This is a genomic window from Bradyrhizobium sp. 1200_D9_N1_1 (assembly GCF_052075915.1).
Taxonomy (GTDB): Bacteria; Pseudomonadota; Alphaproteobacteria; order Rhizobiales; family Xanthobacteraceae; genus Bradyrhizobium; species Bradyrhizobium diazoefficiens.
Genome location: NZ_CP197226.1, coordinates 7,055,480 through 7,073,204 on the forward strand (window position 1 = coordinate 7,055,480; position 17,725 = coordinate 7,073,204).

General features: G+C 66.4%; 14 protein-coding genes and 1 pseudogene. 6 read left to right on the forward strand and 9 right to left on the reverse strand.

What is annotated here, in order from left to right:
- Positions 1 to 97: 97 nt before the first annotated feature.
- The 3 genes from AB5K84_RS33690 to AB5K84_RS33700 all read right to left on the reverse strand — a co-directional run bounded on the left by AB5K84_RS33690 (position 98) and on the right by AB5K84_RS33700 (position 3,049).
- Positions 98 to 712, reverse strand: a complete 615-nt coding sequence (locus tag AB5K84_RS33690; protein WP_011085480.1) for a DUF1127 domain-containing protein — start codon at positions 710 to 712, stop codon at positions 98 to 100.
- Positions 713 to 923: 211 nt separating this feature from the next.
- Positions 924 to 1,649: a response regulator gene (locus AB5K84_RS33695; protein ID WP_011085479.1), complete on the reverse strand. Its 726-nt coding sequence runs from the start codon at positions 1,647 to 1,649 to the stop codon at positions 924 to 926.
- Positions 1,650 to 2,098: 449 nt separating this feature from the next.
- A complete protein-coding gene (locus AB5K84_RS33700; protein ID WP_063921611.1) occupies positions 2,099 to 3,049 on the reverse strand; it encodes a c-type cytochrome in 951 nt (316 codons plus the stop codon).
- Positions 3,050 to 3,411: 362 nt separating this feature from the next.
- On the opposite strand from AB5K84_RS33700, the gene AB5K84_RS33705 reads away from it, so the two are divergent.
- Positions 3,412 to 4,764, forward strand: a complete 1,353-nt coding sequence (locus AB5K84_RS33705; protein WP_011085477.1) for a glycosyltransferase — start codon at positions 3,412 to 3,414, stop codon at positions 4,762 to 4,764.
- Between the two features lie 88 nt (positions 4,765 to 4,852).
- Positions 4,853 to 6,103 (forward strand): multidrug effflux MFS transporter, encoded by a 1,251-nt coding sequence (locus tag AB5K84_RS33710; protein WP_038965865.1) that lies wholly within the window; start codon positions 4,853 to 4,855, stop codon positions 6,101 to 6,103.
- Positions 6,104 to 6,175: 72 nt separating this feature from the next.
- On the opposite strand, the pseudogene mdlC reads toward AB5K84_RS33710, so the two are convergent.
- The 6 genes and pseudogenes from mdlC to AB5K84_RS33740 all read right to left on the reverse strand — a co-directional run bounded on the left by mdlC (position 6,176) and on the right by AB5K84_RS33740 (position 13,908).
- A pseudogene (mdlC, locus tag AB5K84_RS33715) lies at positions 6,176 to 7,800 on the reverse strand (benzoylformate decarboxylase).
- A 22-nt stretch (positions 7,801 to 7,822) separates the two neighbouring features.
- Positions 7,823 to 9,271 (reverse strand): aldehyde dehydrogenase, encoded by a 1,449-nt coding sequence (locus AB5K84_RS33720; RefSeq protein WP_011085473.1) that lies wholly within the window; start codon positions 9,269 to 9,271, stop codon positions 7,823 to 7,825.
- A 29-nt stretch (positions 9,272 to 9,300) separates the two neighbouring features.
- Positions 9,301 to 10,626 (reverse strand): MFS transporter, encoded by a 1,326-nt coding sequence (locus tag AB5K84_RS33725; protein WP_011085472.1) that lies wholly within the window; start codon positions 10,624 to 10,626, stop codon positions 9,301 to 9,303.
- 89 nt (positions 10,627 to 10,715) lie between these two features.
- A complete protein-coding gene (locus AB5K84_RS33730; protein ID WP_011085471.1) occupies positions 10,716 to 12,425 on the reverse strand; it encodes an FAD-dependent oxidoreductase in 1,710 nt (569 codons plus the stop codon).
- Between the two features lie 46 nt (positions 12,426 to 12,471).
- Positions 12,472 to 12,939, reverse strand: a complete 468-nt coding sequence (locus tag AB5K84_RS33735; RefSeq protein ID WP_028175557.1) for a MarR family winged helix-turn-helix transcriptional regulator — start codon at positions 12,937 to 12,939, stop codon at positions 12,472 to 12,474.
- Between the two features lie 45 nt (positions 12,940 to 12,984).
- Positions 12,985 to 13,908: a LysR family transcriptional regulator gene (locus tag AB5K84_RS33740; RefSeq protein WP_011085469.1), complete on the reverse strand. Its 924-nt coding sequence runs from the start codon at positions 13,906 to 13,908 to the stop codon at positions 12,985 to 12,987.
- Between the two features lie 108 nt (positions 13,909 to 14,016).
- Between AB5K84_RS33740 and AB5K84_RS33745 the strand changes: the two genes are divergently transcribed.
- From AB5K84_RS33745 to AB5K84_RS33760, 4 genes are read left to right on the forward strand one after another with little or no spacing between them, the layout of a single operon-like run.
- On the forward strand, positions 14,017 to 14,340 hold the full coding sequence (locus tag AB5K84_RS33745; RefSeq protein ID WP_011085468.1) for a Dabb family protein: 324 nt from the start codon (positions 14,017 to 14,019) through the stop codon (positions 14,338 to 14,340).
- The gene (locus AB5K84_RS33750; RefSeq protein ID WP_011085467.1) at positions 14,337 to 15,416 is read left to right on the forward strand and encodes a maleylacetate reductase; all 1,080 of its coding nucleotides are present in this window, start codon (positions 14,337 to 14,339) and stop codon (positions 15,414 to 15,416) included. Before AB5K84_RS33745 ends, AB5K84_RS33750 begins: the two co-directional genes overlap by 4 nt.
- 4 nt (positions 15,417 to 15,420) lie before the next feature.
- The gene (locus AB5K84_RS33755; RefSeq protein ID WP_011085466.1) at positions 15,421 to 16,794 is read left to right on the forward strand and encodes an amidohydrolase family protein; all 1,374 of its coding nucleotides are present in this window, start codon (positions 15,421 to 15,423) and stop codon (positions 16,792 to 16,794) included.
- A 21-nt stretch (positions 16,795 to 16,815) separates the two neighbouring features.
- Positions 16,816 to 17,718, forward strand: a complete 903-nt coding sequence (locus tag AB5K84_RS33760) for an NAD(P)-dependent oxidoreductase (protein ID WP_011085465.1) — start codon at positions 16,816 to 16,818, stop codon at positions 17,716 to 17,718.
- The last annotated feature ends 7 nt before the right edge of the window (positions 17,719 to 17,725 follow it).

Below are 17,725 nucleotides of genomic sequence, written 5' to 3' on the forward strand. Positions count from 1 at the left end.
CGGCGATCGCCGGATCCGGAAACGGAGGCCGCACCAGATCATCGAACGAGGCACGGCGCGAAACAGGCCCAGTCCGGCGAAGGCAAGGTAGAGCGCCTCAGCAATCATGACAGTACCTCACCATCCCCTCGATCTCCGACCGGCCGTGGATTCCGAGATCGCGCAATGTCCGGTCGTCGAGCTCCTTGAGAGCGGCAACAGCTCGTCTGATCTCGCGTTCCCGGCGCGCGTGCGACAGCAAGACCGTCAACGTCTCACCGGCCGAACGCAGCGGACTCCAGCGACGCTCCGGTTGCACCTCGAATCGCCGGGAGCGACCGAGCTCGACGACGTTGCCGCTGCTCCCGGCCCCGTCGCTGCCGCGGCTCTGCACAGGTTCCGCCGGCTCGCTGGCCTTGGGCTGCGACTCCCAATCCCTCCGTGCCGCCAGTATTGCGTGAACCGGCATGGCGGCGGTCGGATGCAACGCGGCACCATAAAGGGCAAACCCTTCCATGAAGAAGGTAAGGACCGCCCACCAGAGTGTGCTGAGCTCCTGGCCCGGCTGCGCAGCCGGCGGCGCTGAATCCGAACCGATGTCGGCGAGGCCCTGCCGCGCGGTGCCGCCAGAACCGAGACGGGCCATCCCAAGGCCATCGGAGCAACCTTGCCCATCGGGCTCCGCGTCATCCGGCCGGACAATACGGATGACACCGTGAGAATGCGTCTTCATCGTAAATCTCCCACACGCTGTTCGTGGGAGACTATGTGCCGGCCGGCTGTTACGCCGAGATCACCGCCACAGGCAAAGGGGTTACAATTGCAATCCGGCGGCCGCCACATTGTTCGAACATGATCTCCGCGCAGACGCGTTCCGCGTTTGTCGCGAGGGAAGACCGCCGCACACTTCGCGCTAACGTGACCCTTCGGGTCCGGATCTTGCCCTAGAACGGATCTACGGGAACCGCGAAGACATAGCCGACGCCGCGCTCGGTCTGAATGACGCGCGGCGCACTCGGATCGACCTCCAGCTTGCGCCGCAGCCGCAACACTTGAACATCGATGCTGCGATCGAAAATGTCTTCGTGGATGCGGGTGGCCTGAAGCAGATGCTCGCGGGTCAGGGGTCGCTGCGGCGCCTCGAGGAAGGCCAGCAACAAGGCATACTCTCCCTTGCTGAGCGGTACCGGCGCTTCGCTGGGATCGATGAGCTTTCGGCCGCGGCGTTCCAGCTTCCAGCCGTTGAAGCGATAGCCGCCGCGCTCGGGATCGCGGGCGCGCGCGGCGCGGCCCATCTCCTGCCGCCGCAACACCGCCCGGACGCGCGCCAGCAGCTCTCTCAAGGAGAACGGCTTGATGATGTAGTCGTCGGCGCCGAGCTCGAGCCCGACGATGCGATCGATCTCGTCGGGGCGGTGGCCAGTCGTGATGATGACAGGCACGTCGGAATGCGACCGGATCTCCCGCAGCAGGTCCAGGCCGTCTTCCTGACCGAGGCGAAGGTCGAGGATGATCAGACTGGGCTGACCGGCCTCGAGATAGTGGTACAGTTCAGACCGGTTGGACGCCGCCCTGGTCGGGACATTGTGCTCCTCCAGATATCTGATCACCATCTGCCGCAAGGTGGGATCGTCATCGACAACAACGATGTGGCCAACATCTGCAAGCATACTTCACTCTCAAAATCCGTCGTCACCAACCGGGTCACGTTCAAGATTCGCAATCACTCGGAATAATATGGGGGACAGCAAAAGCGTCGCCATGCGACGACAACGTTCATGACCACTTGATGATGCCGTAACCCGGTATTTCTGCGGCCAACTCCGCCGGATGTCGCAGACGTGAATAATTGTGATCCTAGCAAATGCTACTTTTGAGCGATTCCAATGCGCCGGCGTGCGAGATCGTTCGTCGGCGACGAGGTGACTGTTCGGCAGTGACGACGACTGCAGTGACGACGACTGCGCGAGCGATGGCGAGAAGACTGCCAACATTTTCCTGCGCGCGCGACGTCGACTTCACCTGCGCGTGAGCTTTTGCCGTTGCGCGCATCCGGCGTGCTAACGACAGTGGTGCAGCCGGGAAAGGCCAGCCGCAACAGATCGTTTGTCAGGATATGTCAGGAGCGCGGGAGACCCGCCAGGTACAGGTAGATCGCAGCGAGGTCGTCGTCGTCCATCCGCCCGATCGGCCGCCACGGCATCTGGTCGTCGAGCCGAAGTCCGTTCGGATCGACACCCGTGCGCATGGTCGTGATGAACTGCGCCTGGCTCCAGTCTTTGACGATACCGAGGTCGGGTCCGAGCGGAGGCAATTGGCCGGGCACGCCACCGGAGAGATCCTTGCCATGACACTCACGGCAATCCTGATAGGACAGCAAGTACCTGCCGTAGCGCGCCGTCGGCCCCTTCGGCGGCGCGATGATCACACCGGTGAAGACCGGCTTTGCATCCGGCAACAGTCCGGCGCCCAGCATCGCAAGGCCCAGCACACTGAAGCGATCCGGTGGATCCGGGGTCTCCTCACCACTCGCCGGCAAGGCGCGGATGTAGGCGATCACGGCCTTGGTGTCGTCGTCGCTCAGCCGGCCGGCATTGGTAAAGGACATGATCGCGAGCCATCGCCCCCGCGCATCGACGCCATTGCGAATGGCGCGAAAGATCTCGCCGTCGGACCAATGCTTCAGGACCCCGGCGGGGGTCAAATTGGCGGGCACGAACGAGCCGATCGGAAGCGGAAGATCCTCGCCGACGTCGCCGCCACCCGACAGCACCCCGCTCTTCGAGTGACACCCGGCGCAAAAGCCGTCGGCGACCGCCCTGCCGCGGGCGATGCGTTCCGGTGTCGCCTCGACCTGGAGATCGGGGACCGGCGCGGAGCGCGCGTGCTGCTTGACGATGCCCGCTGCGGTCAACGCGCTCACGCCGGACAGCGGGACGGCAAGCGTTGCCGCCAGCACCACGCCACCCCACTTCACCAGTGGATTCTGCGCCCGCAGGGCGCAAGCACCCGACCAGACCAGGAGCACGATGAAAGCAACCATCGCAATCAGGGCGACAATATTCTGCATGACGTTTTCCTCAACGAATTCTGCGTGGTCAAGACCGCGCGCTATCTCGGTCGTCAATAATCGGCTTCGGCCAAAATCGCCGCCGAATGTCGCGGCGCGCCAAACGGCGCTCTGCCGGGTTACGAGCGCGGCATTACCGCTCCGTTTCACGGCCGGCCGCTCGCGTTACAACCGTAGTCCTTGCGCGACGGCACCATCTTCGCCGGCACGTCGGCCTTGGCCGCGCCACGATGCGTTGCCGACGTAACCATTTGGCGGCCATCGGAAGCCTTGGTGTAACCGCGATCCCTTCAATTCCCTCTTGCTCACGAGAGCGGCCGCCCGGTGGCGACCGCGCATCGATCATCAAGAGGTCATCTCCCATGAAGATTCTTATCGCTTCGACGCCTGCGACGGGTCATCTCAATCCGATGCTGGCAATCACGCGGATCCTGGTCGCCGAGGGTCATGAGATTGCTTTCATGACCGGCACCGCCTTTCGCGCCCGCGTCGAGGCCAGCGGCGTCAAGTTCTTTCCCCTTCCCGAGGGCGCGGACTTCGATCCGAACGACGTCTTCTCGCGGGTCCCCGAACTCAAGACCATCCCGCCGGGGCTGGAGTGGTTCCGCGTCGCCTGCGAGCGCATCTTCGTCGACGCCATTCCGGCCCAGCACCAGGGGCTGCTGCAGGCGTTGCAGCAATTCCCGGCCGATATCATCGTCGGCGACGACATGCTGTTCGGCGTGCTCCCGATGCTGCTCGGACCGCGCTCGCAGCGGCCCCCCATCGCGCTCTGCGGCACCTCGTTCCTGCATTGGGCGCGTGAGGACGGTGCGCCGAACTTCCTCGGCTTGCCGCCAGCACGGACCGACGACGAACGCGATCATTATGCGGCCATGGCGCGGGACTTCGATGCGGCGGTCGATCAGCCGGTGTCACTGCGCCTGAACCGGACCCTGAAGGGCCTCGGCGTCGGACCGATAGCAATGCCGCTTTTCCATTCCGTGGTCGCTCTCGGCGACGCCTATCTGCAATTGTCGGTGCCGAGTTTCGAATTTCCGCGCGAGATCCCGTCCTCCGTGCATTTCGTCGGCACGCCTCCGATCATTGCCAACCAGGTCCCACCGCCGTCATGGGCCGAGGAGCTCGATGGTACACGCAAGATCGTTCTGGTGACGCAGGGAACGGTGGCCAACCACAATTTCAATCTGCTGGTCGCCCCGACACTGGCGGCGCTGGCCGACGAGCCCGACATCATGGTGATCGCGACCGCAGGCGGCCGCCCGGTGGACGCCATTCCCGGCAAGGTCCCGTCGAACGCACGCATCGCGAGCTACCTGCCGTTCGAATGGCTGCTGCCGAACGTCGACGTGCTCGTCACCAATGGCGGCTATGGCAGCGTCAATCAGGCCCTGAGCTTCGGCATCCCGCTGGTCACCGCGGGACTGACCGAGGACAAGGCCGACGTCAACGCGCGCGTCGCCTGGTCCGGCGTCGGCATCAACCTTGCGACCAACGAGCCGACTCCGCAGGCCTTGCGCGAGGCGGTGCGGACGGTGCTCGACCAGCCGCGCTATCAATTCCGCGCAACGCAGATCGCGGACGAGTTCGCCGAGATCGACACGCGGACGGAAATTCTCCGGGTCATCGGCGAGCTCGTGACCGACGAGACGGAAGTGTCACGCCTGCGCGCAATCGCAGCGAGCCAGGGTCGGCGCTCCGGCCGGCGTGCCTGATCGCACGTCTGAACGGAGCGATGGAGGGCGGAGCGACCGCGCTCCGTCGCTCCGTAGAAGTTCGTCACATGTCACCGGATGCTTGCCCATGCGAATCGAACCAGACACCTTTGCATTCACGCTGCTGCTCGGCCTTCTTGCGGCCGTGCCGTATTCCGGCATCGACATCAACCTGCCGGCCCTGGCCGCCACCGGCGCCACCCTGGGCTTGAGCGCGTCGGATGTCGGGTTGACGATGAGCGCCTTCATGCTCAGCCTCGCCACCGCGCCGCTGATCTACGGACCCGTCTCGGACCGCCTTGGCCGCAAGCCTGTTCTGGGCTTCGGCCTCGCGCTGTTCGTCGCCGCCAGCGTCAGTTGTGCGTTTGCCTCCTCGCTGCCGGTTCTGCTGCTCGGCCGTTTCGTTCAAGGCATCGGCGCCGCCGCAACCGCCACGACCTTTGCCATCATCCGCGATCTCTTCGACGGCGACGCCGCGCGAAGCAAGATCGGCAACATCATGGTCGCAGTCAACGTCGCGACCGTGATCGCGCCGACGGCCGGCGCGGCGCTGCTGGCGGCTGCCGGCTGGCGGTCGATCTATGCAACCCAGGCCGCGATAGGTTTCATGCTGCTGGTGGTGGTGATGTTTCGCTTCGCCGAAACGGCGGCGATCGCGCCGTCCGGGCGCCTGGTGCCGTCCGCCGTGATCGACAGCTATCGCCGGGTACTGACGCATCCGGTCTCGGTTGCCTACATCCTGGTCGGCGCCGCGGGCGGCGCGACGGTGTTTGCCTACGTCACCGGCGCCTCGCTGTTCTTCGTCGGCGCCGTCGGGCTCTCGCCCGAGCAATACGGCCTGATCTTCAGCGCCTGCTCGGCATCCGTGATGGGCGGTGCCTTGCTCGACGGGCAGCTCGGCCGGCGCGGGATATCCTCAAGCCACATGCTCGCAATCGGGCTGGCGCTGTCGGCGGCGGCGAGCGTCGTGCTGCTCGGGATGACACTGACCGGCTGGATGCCCACGGAGCTTGTCGTCGCGCTGCTGATGGCGGTGGCACTCGGCTTCGGGCTCAGCGTGCCGAACGTGATGAGCGCGACGATGCAGCACCTCCCGGAGATCGCCGGCGCCGTCAGCGCGGCTGCCGGGAGCATTCAACTGATCGCCGGCGCCATATCGAGCGGGCTGGTGGCGGTTCGCTTCGACGGACGGACTGCGCTCTCGATGACGGCGGTCATGGCAGCGTCGTCGCTCCTCGCGCTGGTCCTGTATTGTCTGGTCGCGCGTTCCGCCGACCGTCGCCTGCGATCGCAGGTGATCGGTGCCGGCGAAGCGATCCGCAGCTCCACAAGCTCTTAAGGTTCGCAGGACGCCGATGCTGAAGGACCCGGCGCGCGCCGACGCCAAAGGGGGTTTCATCGCCGAACAAATCTAGCGCGGATGGTTGAACAGGTCCGTCGTGGCGTCGTCGACGGCGATGTCGACCAGCGCGGGGCCGCCCGAGGCCAATGCTTCGGCGAGACAGCGGTCGAGATCGGCGACGTCGGTTATGCGGCGGCCCGGGCAACCGTGCCCCCTGGCGAGCGCAACGAAGTCGAGCCCGGGCAGGTCGATTCCAGGCGGACGATGCGCCTGCATCAGCTGGCTGAAGGCCCGCATCGCGCCATAGCCGGAATTGTTCATGATCACGAAAGTGATCGGCAGGCGACGCTGCGCCGCAGTCCAGATCGCCTGGATGCAGTACATCGCCGATCCATCGCCGATCAGTGCGACGATGCGACGGCCCGGCCGCGCCAGCGCCACGCCAATGGAGGCCGGCAGGCTGTAGCCGAGCCCGCCGCTTGCCATGGTGAGAAGCTGTCCGCGCCCGGCCGCGGCAGGAACTGCTGGATGGCGGGACGATGCGACGGCGCCTCCTCGACCACGATCGCATCGCGCGGCATCAGCGCCGACAGCCGGCTCAGCGCATAGGCCGGAGGAATCGGATTTTGCGCGGCGGGAGCCGCAGGCCGGGTCCGCGCGGCCGGCCCCTCGCGCTTGGCGATGTCGGGCAGCGCCGAACGAAGCGCGACGAGCGCCTTCGGGAGCGTGCTGATGATGGTGTCACCGACCGCCGCGGCCGCGGCCTCGGCCGGATCGTCGGTGATCTGCCAGACCGGCGTTCCGTCGTCGAGCAATTCGCATTGTCCTTCGACGTGGAAGGTGAACACCGGCGCCCCGACCACGACGATCAGATCGACGCCGCGCAAGGCGCGCGCGAGCCCTCCGGGCGCTGCCGGAAGGAAGCCTGCGAATTGCGGATGCAATTCCGGAAAGCTCGAACGGCTCGACATCGGGCTTGCCCAAACCGCCGCCCTCGCCTGTTCGGCGACCGCGACCATGGCATCGACGCAGCCGTTGCGATCGATCTCGGGTCCGACGACAAAGGCAGGCTTGCTGGCCGCTGCGATGGCTGCGCCGAGCCGGACGATCGCCGCCGGATCGGGCGCAAACTCCGTTGCGATGTGGCGCACCGGCGGCGCGACGGCCGCCCGCGCCCAATCATCCGACGGCACCGACACGAATGTCGGGCCGCGCGGATGCTGCATGGCGGTGAGGAAGGCCTGCGCAATGGCCGCGGGCACATCTTCCGCCCGCGCAGGTTCCGAACTCCACTTCACATAGGGCCTCGGAAACTGCTCGGCATCCTCCGCGAAGAGATAAGGCCGCATCCGCAGCAGGCTGCGCGCCTGCTGGCCCGCCGTGACGACCATCGGCGTCTTGTTGCGGAACGCGGTGAAGAGATTGCCGAGGGCGTGGCCGAGCCCGGCCGCCGAGTGCAGGTTGACGAAGGCCGGACGCCCGGTCGCCTGCGCATAGCCGTCGGCCATGCCGACGACGCAGCCTTCCTGCAGGCCGAGCACGTAATCGATGTCGTCGGGCCAGTCGCCGAGAAAGGCGAGCTCGGTCGAGCCCGGATTGCCGAACACACGATCGACACCGAAGGAACGAAGCACGCCGAGGGTTGCTTCCCGGACCGTCAGGACTTTTGAGTTCATGGGTTGATTTCCCGGCATGCTTCGCCGTGTGGTGACGCGATCAGAAGGGATAGTGCTGAGGCTGGGTCTCGATCGTGATCCAGCGCAGATCGGTGAATTCGGCGATCCCGGCCTGACCGCCGAAACGGCCGTAGCCCGATCCCTTCACACCGCCAAACGGCATCTGCGCCTCGTCGTGCACGGTCGGTCCGTTGACGTGGCAAATGCCGCTTTCGATGCGCTGGGCCACCGTCAGCGCCCGCGCGACGTCGCGGCCGAACACGGCGGCCGAAAGACCGTACTCGGTATCGTTGGCGAGGCGGACCGCATCATCCACGCCGCGCGCGCGGATCACCGACACGACGGGACCAAAACTCTCCTCGCTGTAGATGCGCATGCCCGGGACGACGCGGTCGAGCACGGTCGCGGGCACGACCGTTCCGGCCCGCTCTCCACCCGCAAGCTTGACGGCGCCCCTGCCGATCGCGTCATCGATCAGCGCAACGACATGCCTGGCCGGCGCCTCGTCGATCATCGAACCGATCACCACCGGCCCGGAGCGCGGGTCGCCGGCCGGAAGCGCACCGGCCTTCTTGGCAAGCTTAGCGACGAACTGATCGGCCACGCTCTCATCCACGATCACGCGCTCGGTCGACATGCAGACCTGGCCCTGGTTGATGAAGGCCCCGAACGCCACGGCGGCGACCGCGGCATCGAGGTCGGCATCGTCGAGCACGACCAGTGGCGCCTTGCCGCCGAGCTCGAGCAGCACCGGCTTGAGGTGGCGGCCGGCGAGCTCGGCGATGACGCGGCCGACGCGAGTCGAGCCGGTGAAATTGATCCGCCGCACCGCCGGATTGGCAATGAGACGTTCCACCACCGCCGGCGCATCGGCCGGCGCATTGGTCAATACGTTCACGACGCCGGGCGGAAATCCCGCGTCCCTGAACACCTCCCCGATCAGCCGGTGCGTTCCCGGACAGATCTCGGAGGCCTTGAGCACCACCGTGTTGCCGCAGGCGAGCGGCGTCGCCACGGCGCGAACGCCGAGAATGATCGGAGCGTTCCAGGGCGCGATGCCGAGGCACACGCCGGCCGGCTGGCGGACGGCCATCGCCAGACATCCCGGCTTGTCGGACGGGATCACCTCGCCCGCGACCTGCGTGGTCAGCGACGCCGCCTCGCGCAGCATGCCGGTTGCGAGCTTGACGTTGAAGGCCGACCAGACTTCGGTGGTGCCGATCTCGGCCATCATGATCCGGATGAAGGCATCGCGCTTGGCCTCGAGCGCATCGGCGGCCTTCAAGAGCAGGGCGCGCCGCGCGTTCGGGCCGAGTGCCGACCACGCGGCGAGCGCGGCGGACGCCGCCGCCACCGCCGCGTCGGCGTCGGAAACCGTCGCGGCGGCCGCGCGGCTCGCGACCTCCTGCGAGAGCGGATTGCGCCGCTCGAATACCTTGCCGGTCGAAGCGGCCTGATCCCGCCCGCTGATGAGAAGATTGACGTCCATGAGAACCTCCCTGATGTTTGTGGCTGGGCTCAGCCGAGCAGCCGCGATTTGCTGGTTTCGTGCGCGAAGCCGAGCGCGATCATCGCTGCCAGCGCGAGCGCGACGTAGTATCCTGTGATCGCGTAGGTGGAGCTCGTCTGCGCGAACAGGCTGGTGGCGACGAGCGGCGCGATGCCGCCGCCGAGCACCGTGCCGAGCTGCTTTCCGATCGACACGCCGGTGAAGCGGATGCGGGTCGGAAACAGCTCCGGGAAATAGCTCCCTTCGGTGCCGAACATCAGGGGATGGATTACGCCTGCAGCCAATATCACCGCACAGGTCACCAGCAGCGTGTCACGGCTCGCGATCGCACCGTAGAATGCAAACATCGAGATGGTTGCGAGCGCGACGCCGGCAAGGAACAGGCGTTTGCGTCCGATCCGGTCGGACCAGGCCCCGATCAGGGGCATGGCCACGAGCCCGACGAGATTGGCGAACAGCACGGCCCGCGTGATCACGTCCTTCGGAACGCCGAGCTGGCGCGTCGCAAACGAGATGGTGAAGATGGCCGTCAGGTAGAAGTAGGACGTCTGCGCCATCTCGGCGAAGAACACGATGAGGATCGGCCGCCAATGTCCCTTCACCGCCTCGACGACAGGCACGGTTTCAGCCGGCCTCGCCTCGCGGAAGGTCGCGCTCTCCTCGATGCGCAAGCGCATGTAGACGCCGAGCGCGACCAGCACCGCGCTGATCAGGAACGGAACGCGCCAGCCCCAGGACAGCAGATCCGCCTCCGGCAGCCGCGAGATCGCCAGCGCCGCGAACGAGGCCAGCACGACGCCGACGGGTCCCGCGGCCTGGATCACCGCGGCAGAGAAGCCGCGCCGGTTGCCGGGCGCCGTCTCGATTGCCATGAGGATCGCCGCGGTCGATTCCCCGCCGAGCGCAAAGCCCTGGAGGAAGCGCAGCACGACGAGCGCGATCGTCGCGGCCACGCCCGCGCTGGCGTAGGTCGGCAACAGTCCGATCGACATGGTCGCAAGTCCCATCATCAGCAGCGTGCACAGCAGGACGGATTTGCGGCCCAGGCGATCGCCGAAATGTCCGAACACGATGCCGCCGAGCGGACGCGCCAGAAATCCGACGGCGAACGTCGCGAAGACAGCGATGGTCGCCGTGAGCTGATCGAATTTCGGGAAGAACAACTGATCGAACACCAGCGGCGCGATCAGTCCGTAGATGAAGAAGTCGTACCATTCGATCGCCGTGCCGATGGTGCCGGCGATCAGAATGCGCCTGCGGCCGCTCGCCGTCTGCGCGGTAGCGGCAGCGGTGGCGGCATGTTCGTCGTAGTCCTCGAATGCTCCTGTGGTCACGGTTTCCTCCTCCGTTGTCGTTGCTTGTTGTTATTGCGTTTGTTGTTATTGCCGTGCGGCCACGGGTTGGATGTGGCCGCGGGAACAGATCAGCTTGCCAGCCGCGCGCCATCGCCCGCGCCGTGCCCGAGCGCGCGGGCAAGAACGCGTCCGATCGTCCCGGCCTGCGATGCGCTGCCGCGCCAGGCCACGATCTGGTCCGGACGGATCAGAGCGAGGTCCGCCTCGTAGAGATCGCGCAGGGACTTCGGCAGCGTGACGAGCTTTACGTCGACGCCGAGCGCGCGGGCCGTCTCACCGAGCGGAGCATGGCCGGACGTGACGTCGCCGAACTGGAGCAGCGTCCACTCGAAACCGAACAGGTCGTACAAGGACACGCCGTCGTCCAGCCACGCATGCGGTGCGCGGCCGCCGGGACAGGCGCTCGGAACGTAGACATTCGCGGCGTCCGGCGGCGGCTGGCTGCCGTCGGAGACGATGATCGGCGAACCGTCGTAACGTCCGCCGAAGGTGATGCCGGGGATGTTGAACTCGGCGCGGGCGTGCTGCTCGAGATAGACGCCCGCGATCCGCCGCGCCTCGCCGCCGGCGTCAGTGGCGTCCTCGATCTCCGGCGCGGGCGCGAACAGGCCGAGGGAGTCGGCGAAGCGGCGCGCATAGTCGGTGTTGCGAAGCGCCACCGGACGCCGCTCGACCTCGTAGCTGTCGAGCAGCGCGGCCGGGCTCACGCCCTTGACGACGCTTGCGAGCTTCCAGCCGAGATTGACCGCATCCTCGATCGCGGTGTTGTAGCCGAGGCCTCCAGTCGGCGTGAACAGATGCGCCGCATCGCCGCCAAGGAACACCCTGCCCCGCTGCATCGCATTCGCGACCAGCGCGTGGCCGGCGGTCCAGGTCAGGAACGACAACACCTCGCATGCGATCGGCGCGCCGCAGGCGCGCTGGAACGCCGCCTTGGCCTCGTTGACCGTGATCGAGCTCTCGTCTTCGCCCGGCCGGAGCTGGGTGTGAAACGCGAATTCGTCGCGCCCGTTCACGGAGGCCATGAAGGCGCGGCGGTCGCCGTTGAAGCAATTATACATCCACGCTTTGGCATGCGGGATGCTGGCGTAGAACTCCGGCGAACGGACATAGACCGCCAGCATGCGGCCCCCCATGAAGTCGCGCTGCGTCCCGGTCTCGCCGCCATAGACGATGCCGAGCGATTGCCGGACCTGCGAGCGCGGCCCGTCCGCGCCGACCAGGAAATCTGCCTGAACCTGAAAGCGGCTGTTATCGTCGAGACATTCGATGTCGGCGACGATGCCGTCATCGCTCTCGGTGTAGCCGATGAGACGATGACCGTAGTTGAGCTTTATTCCGGGAAGCCGTTCGGCGTGCCGGCGCAGCACCGCCTCGACGTATTTCTGCGAGACGCGATGCGGCAGCTCCGCGGCACTCCAGGAGCCGGACAGGCCCTTGACGAGTTCGCTCGCGCGCGAGGACGACGGCAATGCAAACCGCGCCAGTTCATAGCCGGTGTAGCGGGTGAAATACGCGACGTCGGTCGGATAATCGGCCGGCAGGCCTTCGCGCCTGATCTCGTCGGCAAAACCCAGCCGCCGATAATGCTCCATCGAGCGCGCCTGCGTCGCATTGGCTTGCGGATTGAACGCCGTGCCCGGCTTTTCATCGACCAGGATCGCGGACACGCCGCGGCGGCCGAGTTCGTTGGCCAGCATCAGCCCGCATGGGCCCCCGCCTACGATGAGCACGGCGGCCGTCAGACGTGTTTCCAAGGCGCTTCTCCCTACCAGCATTATCTTGCATGGTAAGGTTGCCTGACGATATCGTCAAGTAGCCTGACTATTCGGCGTCGTCGAGCGTGTCGAACTGCGCGCCATAGACCGCCAGTCCCTTCAAGATCGCCTCCATCGTCGCCTTGCCGAGCTCGGCGCGCATCTCCTGCTCGGCGATGTCGACGGCATCGCGGAACGCATCGAGCCATTTGCGTCCGGCCGGCGTGAACATGACGATGCGCGCGCGCCGGTCGGTCGGATCGGCGATGCGGTCCACCAATCCGAGCTCGGCGCATTGATCGACCAGCTCGCCCATCGCCTGCTTGCTCATCGACGCGCGGCGGGCGAGCTCCGTGAGCCGCGTCCCCTCCACGTCGAGATTGCGGGTGAGACTGACATGGGCGATGCGCGTCTCGTCATGCCCCCGCTCGCTCATCAATTCGAGCACGCGGCCTTCGAAACGTCGCACCGCGTTGTTGAGCAGGCGGCCGATATTGGCATGCCGCCACGCCGTCCCGGATGTCCTGGATTTCAATGGATATGCCTTCTCGGAAACAGTCGGGATTTCAATGTCTGTCACTTACTTCGCCGCGTCCATCCATATCCCCGGCTGCGAATGCTCGCGGATGTGGGTGACGAGGAAGTCGGAAAAGGCCCTGATCTTGGCCGGCAGCCCGGCACGGTTCTGGTAGGCGATGTTCATGGTGAGCAGAGGCAGCTCCCAATCCAGCAGGACCGGGACGAGACGGCCCGCCGCGATATCGCTCTGGACGATGTAGAGCGGCTGGATGAGGATGCCGAGACCCGCCAGCGCCGCGCCGCGGATGACCTGGCCGTCATTGCTGTCGAGCGTCGGCGTGATGCGCACCGTCTGCGCGCCATTGCCTTTGCGCAGGCGCAGCGAATAGGGATCGTTCGCAAGGTTGTAGACGAGCATGTTGTGGCGCGCGAGATCGGCGGGCTGTTCCAGCTCGCCTGCGCTTGCGAGATAGGAGGGCGCGGCTGCCAGCACGCGACGCATCTGGCCGATGCGGCGGACGATGATGTTCGAATCCGGCTCCTGCTCGCGCGTGCGGATCGCCACGTCGATGCCCGCCTCGATGAAGTCAGGATAGCGGTTGGCGGTGGTGATCTGCATGTTGAGCTTCGGATAGCGCGCGCGGAAGGCCGGCAGCATCGGCGCCAGATAGATCACCGCAAAGGACAGCGAGCTCGTGACCCGCAGCATGCCCTGCGGCGACAGCGCGCGATCGCTGACGATGTCCTCGGCTTCCGCCAGTTCGCTCAGCACCCGGCTGGACCGCTCCAGCAACTCCTGCCCCGCCTCCGTCAGCCACAGGCGGCGCGTGTTGCGCTCGATCAGGCGAACGGCGAGGCGCTCCTCGAGCGCGCTGAGATGGCGGCTCGCGGCCGCGTTCGACATGCGCAAGGCCTCGGCGGCTTTGGACAGGCTGCCGAGCTCGGCCGTCTTGGCGAACACCTCAAGTTGGAGCAGGCGATCCATTTTTCCACTTTTAGGAAAAGAGACTTACAAATATTGGCCTTTATTTCCGTATCCCGCAAGCCAAAATGGGTCCAACACAAGCAAGATGACAGGCGAGGAAACTGGGAAATGTCGGGCCGGATCAGGCACATCGTGATGTGGCGGCTGCGCGGGGAGACCCCCGAGGAGCGGTCCGCCGCCCGGGCCAAGGTCAAGACCCTGTTCGAGGGCCTGCGCGGCCGGATCGACGGCCTCACCCATATCGAAGTCGGCCTCGACGTCAGCGCTGTCGATTACGCCTGCGACGTCGTGCTGTTCTCCGAATTCACCGACCAGGCCGCGCTTGCGGCCTACGCCACCCACCCGGAGCACATGCGCGTGCGCGAGGCGCTTGGCGACTTGCGGATCGGCCGCTTTCAGGTCGATTATCCCATCAAAGAGACCGGCGCATGATCGGTTCGTTCACCTTCGAAAACCTGCCCTGCCGCGTCGTGTTCGGCAGCGGAACGTTGGCTAATGCCAAGGCCGAGGTGGAGCGGCTCGGCGGCAAGCGCGCACTGGTGCTGACGACGCCGCAGCAGGAGGCGCAGGGCAAGAGCTTAGGGACAGCGCTCGGCCCGCTCTATGCCGGCATCTTTCCGGGCGCCACCATGCATACGCCGGTCGACGTTACCGAGCGGGCGCTCGCGGCGATGAAGGCGTGCGATGCCGATTGCGTGGTCTCGCTCGGCGGCGGATCCACAACGGGCCTCGGCAAGGCGCTCGCCTTGCGCACCGGCGTCAACCAGCTCTGCATCCCCACCACCTATGCCGGCTCGGAGATGACGCCGATCGTCGGCCAGACCGAGAACGGCCTGAAGACCACGGTGCGCGATGCGGCCGTGCTGCCGGAGACCGTGATCTACGACGTCGATCTCACCTTGACGCTGCCGGCGAGCCTGGCTGCGACGTCAGGCATCAACGCGATCGCGCATGCGGTCGAAGCGCTTTACGCGCGCGACACCAATCCCGTCACCTCGTTGATGGCGGAAGAAGGCATTCGCGCGCTCGCGCGTGCCCTGCCCGCCGTTGCCGCCAGAAGCGACGATCGCGAGGCCCGCACCGAGGCGCTCTATGGCGCTTGGCTGTGCGGCGTCTGCCTCGGCACGGTCGGCATGGCGCTGCATCACAAGCTCTGCCACACGCTCGGCGGCACCTTCGATCTGCCGCACGCCGAGACGCACACCATCGTGCTGCCGCATGCGCTGGCCTACAACGCCCCCGCCGTGCCCGAGGCGATGGCGCGCGTCGCGCGCGCGATCGGCGCGGCCGATGCGTCGCAGGGACTCTACGAGCTCGCAAAGCGGCTGGGTGCAAAACTGGCGCTACGCGATGTCGGCATGCCCGAGAGCGGCATCGATAAGGCGGCCGATCTCGCCGTCACCAACGCCTACTGGAATCCGCGGCCGCTCGAGCGGGGCGCCATCCGCGACTTGATCGCGCGCGCCTGGGCCGGCGAGCCGCCTGTTACCACCAAAGCTGTGGCTTGAAGCGATGCGGCGCACGCTGATCAGATCCGCCACCATCATCAGCATGGATGATGCGATCGGCGACCTCCGCACCGGCGACGTGCTGGTCGAAGGCAGCCGCATCGTTGACGTGCGGCCGTCGATCGACCTCGGCAGCGGCGCGGCCGAGACCGAAATCGTCGACGGCAAGGGGCGCATCGTCATCCCCGGCCTTGTCAACGCGCATATGCACACCTGGCAGACGGGCTTACGCGGCTATGCCGCGAACTGGACGCTGCTCGAATATTTCCGGCGCATGCACGCCGGGCTCGCGACCGTGTTCCGGCCCGACGACATCTACATCGCCACGCTGGTCGGCGCGCTGAACCAGATCAATTGCGGCACCACCACGCTGGTCGACTGGTGCCACAACAATCCGACGCCCGATCACACCGATGCCGCCGTGCGCGGCCTGATCGAGAGTGGCATCCGCGCCGCGTTCTTCCACGGCTCGCCCAAGCCGGAGCCGAAGCCCGGCGAGCCGCATTTCTCGGAAGTGCCGCATCCGCGCCGCGAGGTCGAGCGGCTGCTCGCCGGCCCCCTCGCCGACCGCGACGGTCTCGTCACGCTCGGGCTCGCCATTCTGGGTCCGCATTATTCGACGCTCGACGTCGCCATGCACGACTTCCGCCTGGCGCGGGAGCTGAAGCTGATCGCTTCGATGCACCAGGGCGGCGGTCCGGCCAAGACGCCTGATGGCTGGGAGAAGCTGATCGCGGCCGGCCTCGTCGGCGCCGGCGTCAATATCGTCCACGGCAACGATCTGCCCGACGATCTCCTCGACCGGATGGTCGATCTCGGCGTGTCGTTCTCGGTCACGCCAGAGAACGAGATGATCCAGGGCCACGGCTTCCCGATCACGGGACGGCTGCTGAAGCGCGGCGTCCGGCCGACGATCGGCATTGATCTGGAATCCGTGCTGGCCGGCGATCTCTTCTCCGCCGCGCGCGTCGCGCTCTCGATGCAGCGGGCACTCGACAATGCGGAGTCGCGCCGGGGCAGCGGCACCATTCCTGCGACCACCACCATCCCCGTGCGCGAGGCGCTGCGCTGGATCACGATGGAAGGCGCGCGCATGCTCGGCCGGGAGAGCCAGATCGGCTCGCTGACGCCGGGCAAGCTCGCCGACCTCGTCATCATCAACGCATCCGATCTCAATCTCGTCCCGGTGCACGATCCCGTCGCGACCGTCGTGATGCAGACGAGCCTCGCCAACATCGAGTCCGTCATGATCGGCGGCGCGTGGAAGAAGCGGAGCGGCCGGCTGCTGGTCGAGGGGCTGGAGGCGAAGAAGGAGCTGCTGGCGCAATCGGGCCGGCGGCTGGTGCAGGATATCGAACGACAGGGACGCGCCGCCTGAAGGCGCCAATGGACAACAACAATGACTGACGCTTCAAGGAATGTAGCCTTTATCGGAATCGGCAAGATGGGCCTGCCGATGTCGGTGCTTGTCGCCAAGGCCGGCTATGCCGTCACCGCGTTCGATCGGAGCGCGGCACGGACCAACGAGGCGCGAGCACAGGGCATTTCGATTGCAGCCTCACCGGACGACGCCGTGAGCGGCAAGGAAGCGGTCATCACGTCGCTGCCGGATGACACGGCCTTGCGCGGCGCGTTGCTCGGCCCCGCCGGCGTCATCGCCGCGATGGCCCCCGGAGCCGTTCTGATCGAGACCAGCACCGTGAGTGTCGAGGCCTCCACCGAAGTTGCGGCCAGCGCGCAGGCGCGCGGCGTTCTCTATCTGCGCGCGCCGGTCTCCGGCAACGCCAGCATCGTCCACACCGGCGCGCTGACCTGCTTCGTCTCGGGTCCGAAGGACGCCTTCGACAACGCAAAACCGTTGTTCGCCGCCTTCACCCGCGCCCGGACCTATCTCGGGCCCGCCGAGGAGGCCCGTTACGCCAAGCTCGCGGTCAACCTGATGATCGCGGTGTCGGCCGCGATGATGGCGGAGAGCCTGGCGCTGGCGCGCAAGGGCGGCATCGCCTGGCAGGACATCCTGAAGGTGCTCGACGACAGCGCGGTGGCCTCGCCGATGGTGAAGTACAAGACCGCGCCGCTTCGAACGCGGGATTTCGAATCGACCTTCTCCTGCAAGCAGATGGCCAAGGACCTCGATCTCATTCTCGGCGCCGGCCACGCCGTCGGCGTGCCGCTGCAGCTCGCTGCCCAAGTGCGCGAGACCTATGGCTCGCTGGTGGCGCAAGGCGACGGCGAGGCCGACTTCATCGCGACCGTCAAGCATCTCGAGCGGCTGTCCGGCCTCGGCGAACCGAAGCTCTGATCAACGG

What these genes read in the sequence shown, in the direction of transcription:
- AB5K84_RS33740 (WP_011085469.1), bottom strand. Translation starts at nt 13,908, where the DNA reads ATGGATCGCCTGCTCCAACTTGAGGTGTTCGCCAAGACGGCCGAGCTC.
- AB5K84_RS33705 (WP_011085477.1), top strand. Translation starts at nt 3,412, where the DNA reads ATGAAGATTCTTATCGCTTCGACGCCTGCGACGGGTCATCTCAATCCG.
- AB5K84_RS33745 (WP_011085468.1), top strand. Translation starts at nt 14,017, where the DNA reads ATGTCGGGCCGGATCAGGCACATCGTGATGTGGCGGCTGCGCGGGGAG.
- AB5K84_RS33750 (WP_011085467.1), top strand. Translation starts at nt 14,337, where the DNA reads ATGATCGGTTCGTTCACCTTCGAAAACCTGCCCTGCCGCGTCGTGTTC.
- AB5K84_RS33695 (WP_011085479.1), bottom strand. Translation starts at nt 1,649, where the DNA reads ATGCTTGCAGATGTTGGCCACATCGTTGTTGTCGATGACGATCCCACC.
- AB5K84_RS33755 (WP_011085466.1), top strand. Translation starts at nt 15,421, where the DNA reads ATGCGGCGCACGCTGATCAGATCCGCCACCATCATCAGCATGGATGAT.
- AB5K84_RS33710 (WP_038965865.1), top strand. Translation starts at nt 4,853, where the DNA reads ATGCGAATCGAACCAGACACCTTTGCATTCACGCTGCTGCTCGGCCTT.
- AB5K84_RS33720 (WP_011085473.1), bottom strand. Translation starts at nt 9,271, where the DNA reads ATGGACGTCAATCTTCTCATCAGCGGGCGGGATCAGGCCGCTTCGACC.
- AB5K84_RS33700 (WP_063921611.1), bottom strand. Translation starts at nt 3,049, where the DNA reads ATGCAGAATATTGTCGCCCTGATTGCGATGGTTGCTTTCATCGTGCTC.
- AB5K84_RS33690 (WP_011085480.1), bottom strand. Translation starts at nt 712, where the DNA reads ATGAAGACGCATTCTCACGGTGTCATCCGTATTGTCCGGCCGGATGAC.
- AB5K84_RS33730 (WP_011085471.1), bottom strand. Translation starts at nt 12,425, where the DNA reads ATGCTGGTAGGGAGAAGCGCCTTGGAAACACGTCTGACGGCCGCCGTG.
- AB5K84_RS33760 (WP_011085465.1), top strand. Translation starts at nt 16,816, where the DNA reads ATGACTGACGCTTCAAGGAATGTAGCCTTTATCGGAATCGGCAAGATG.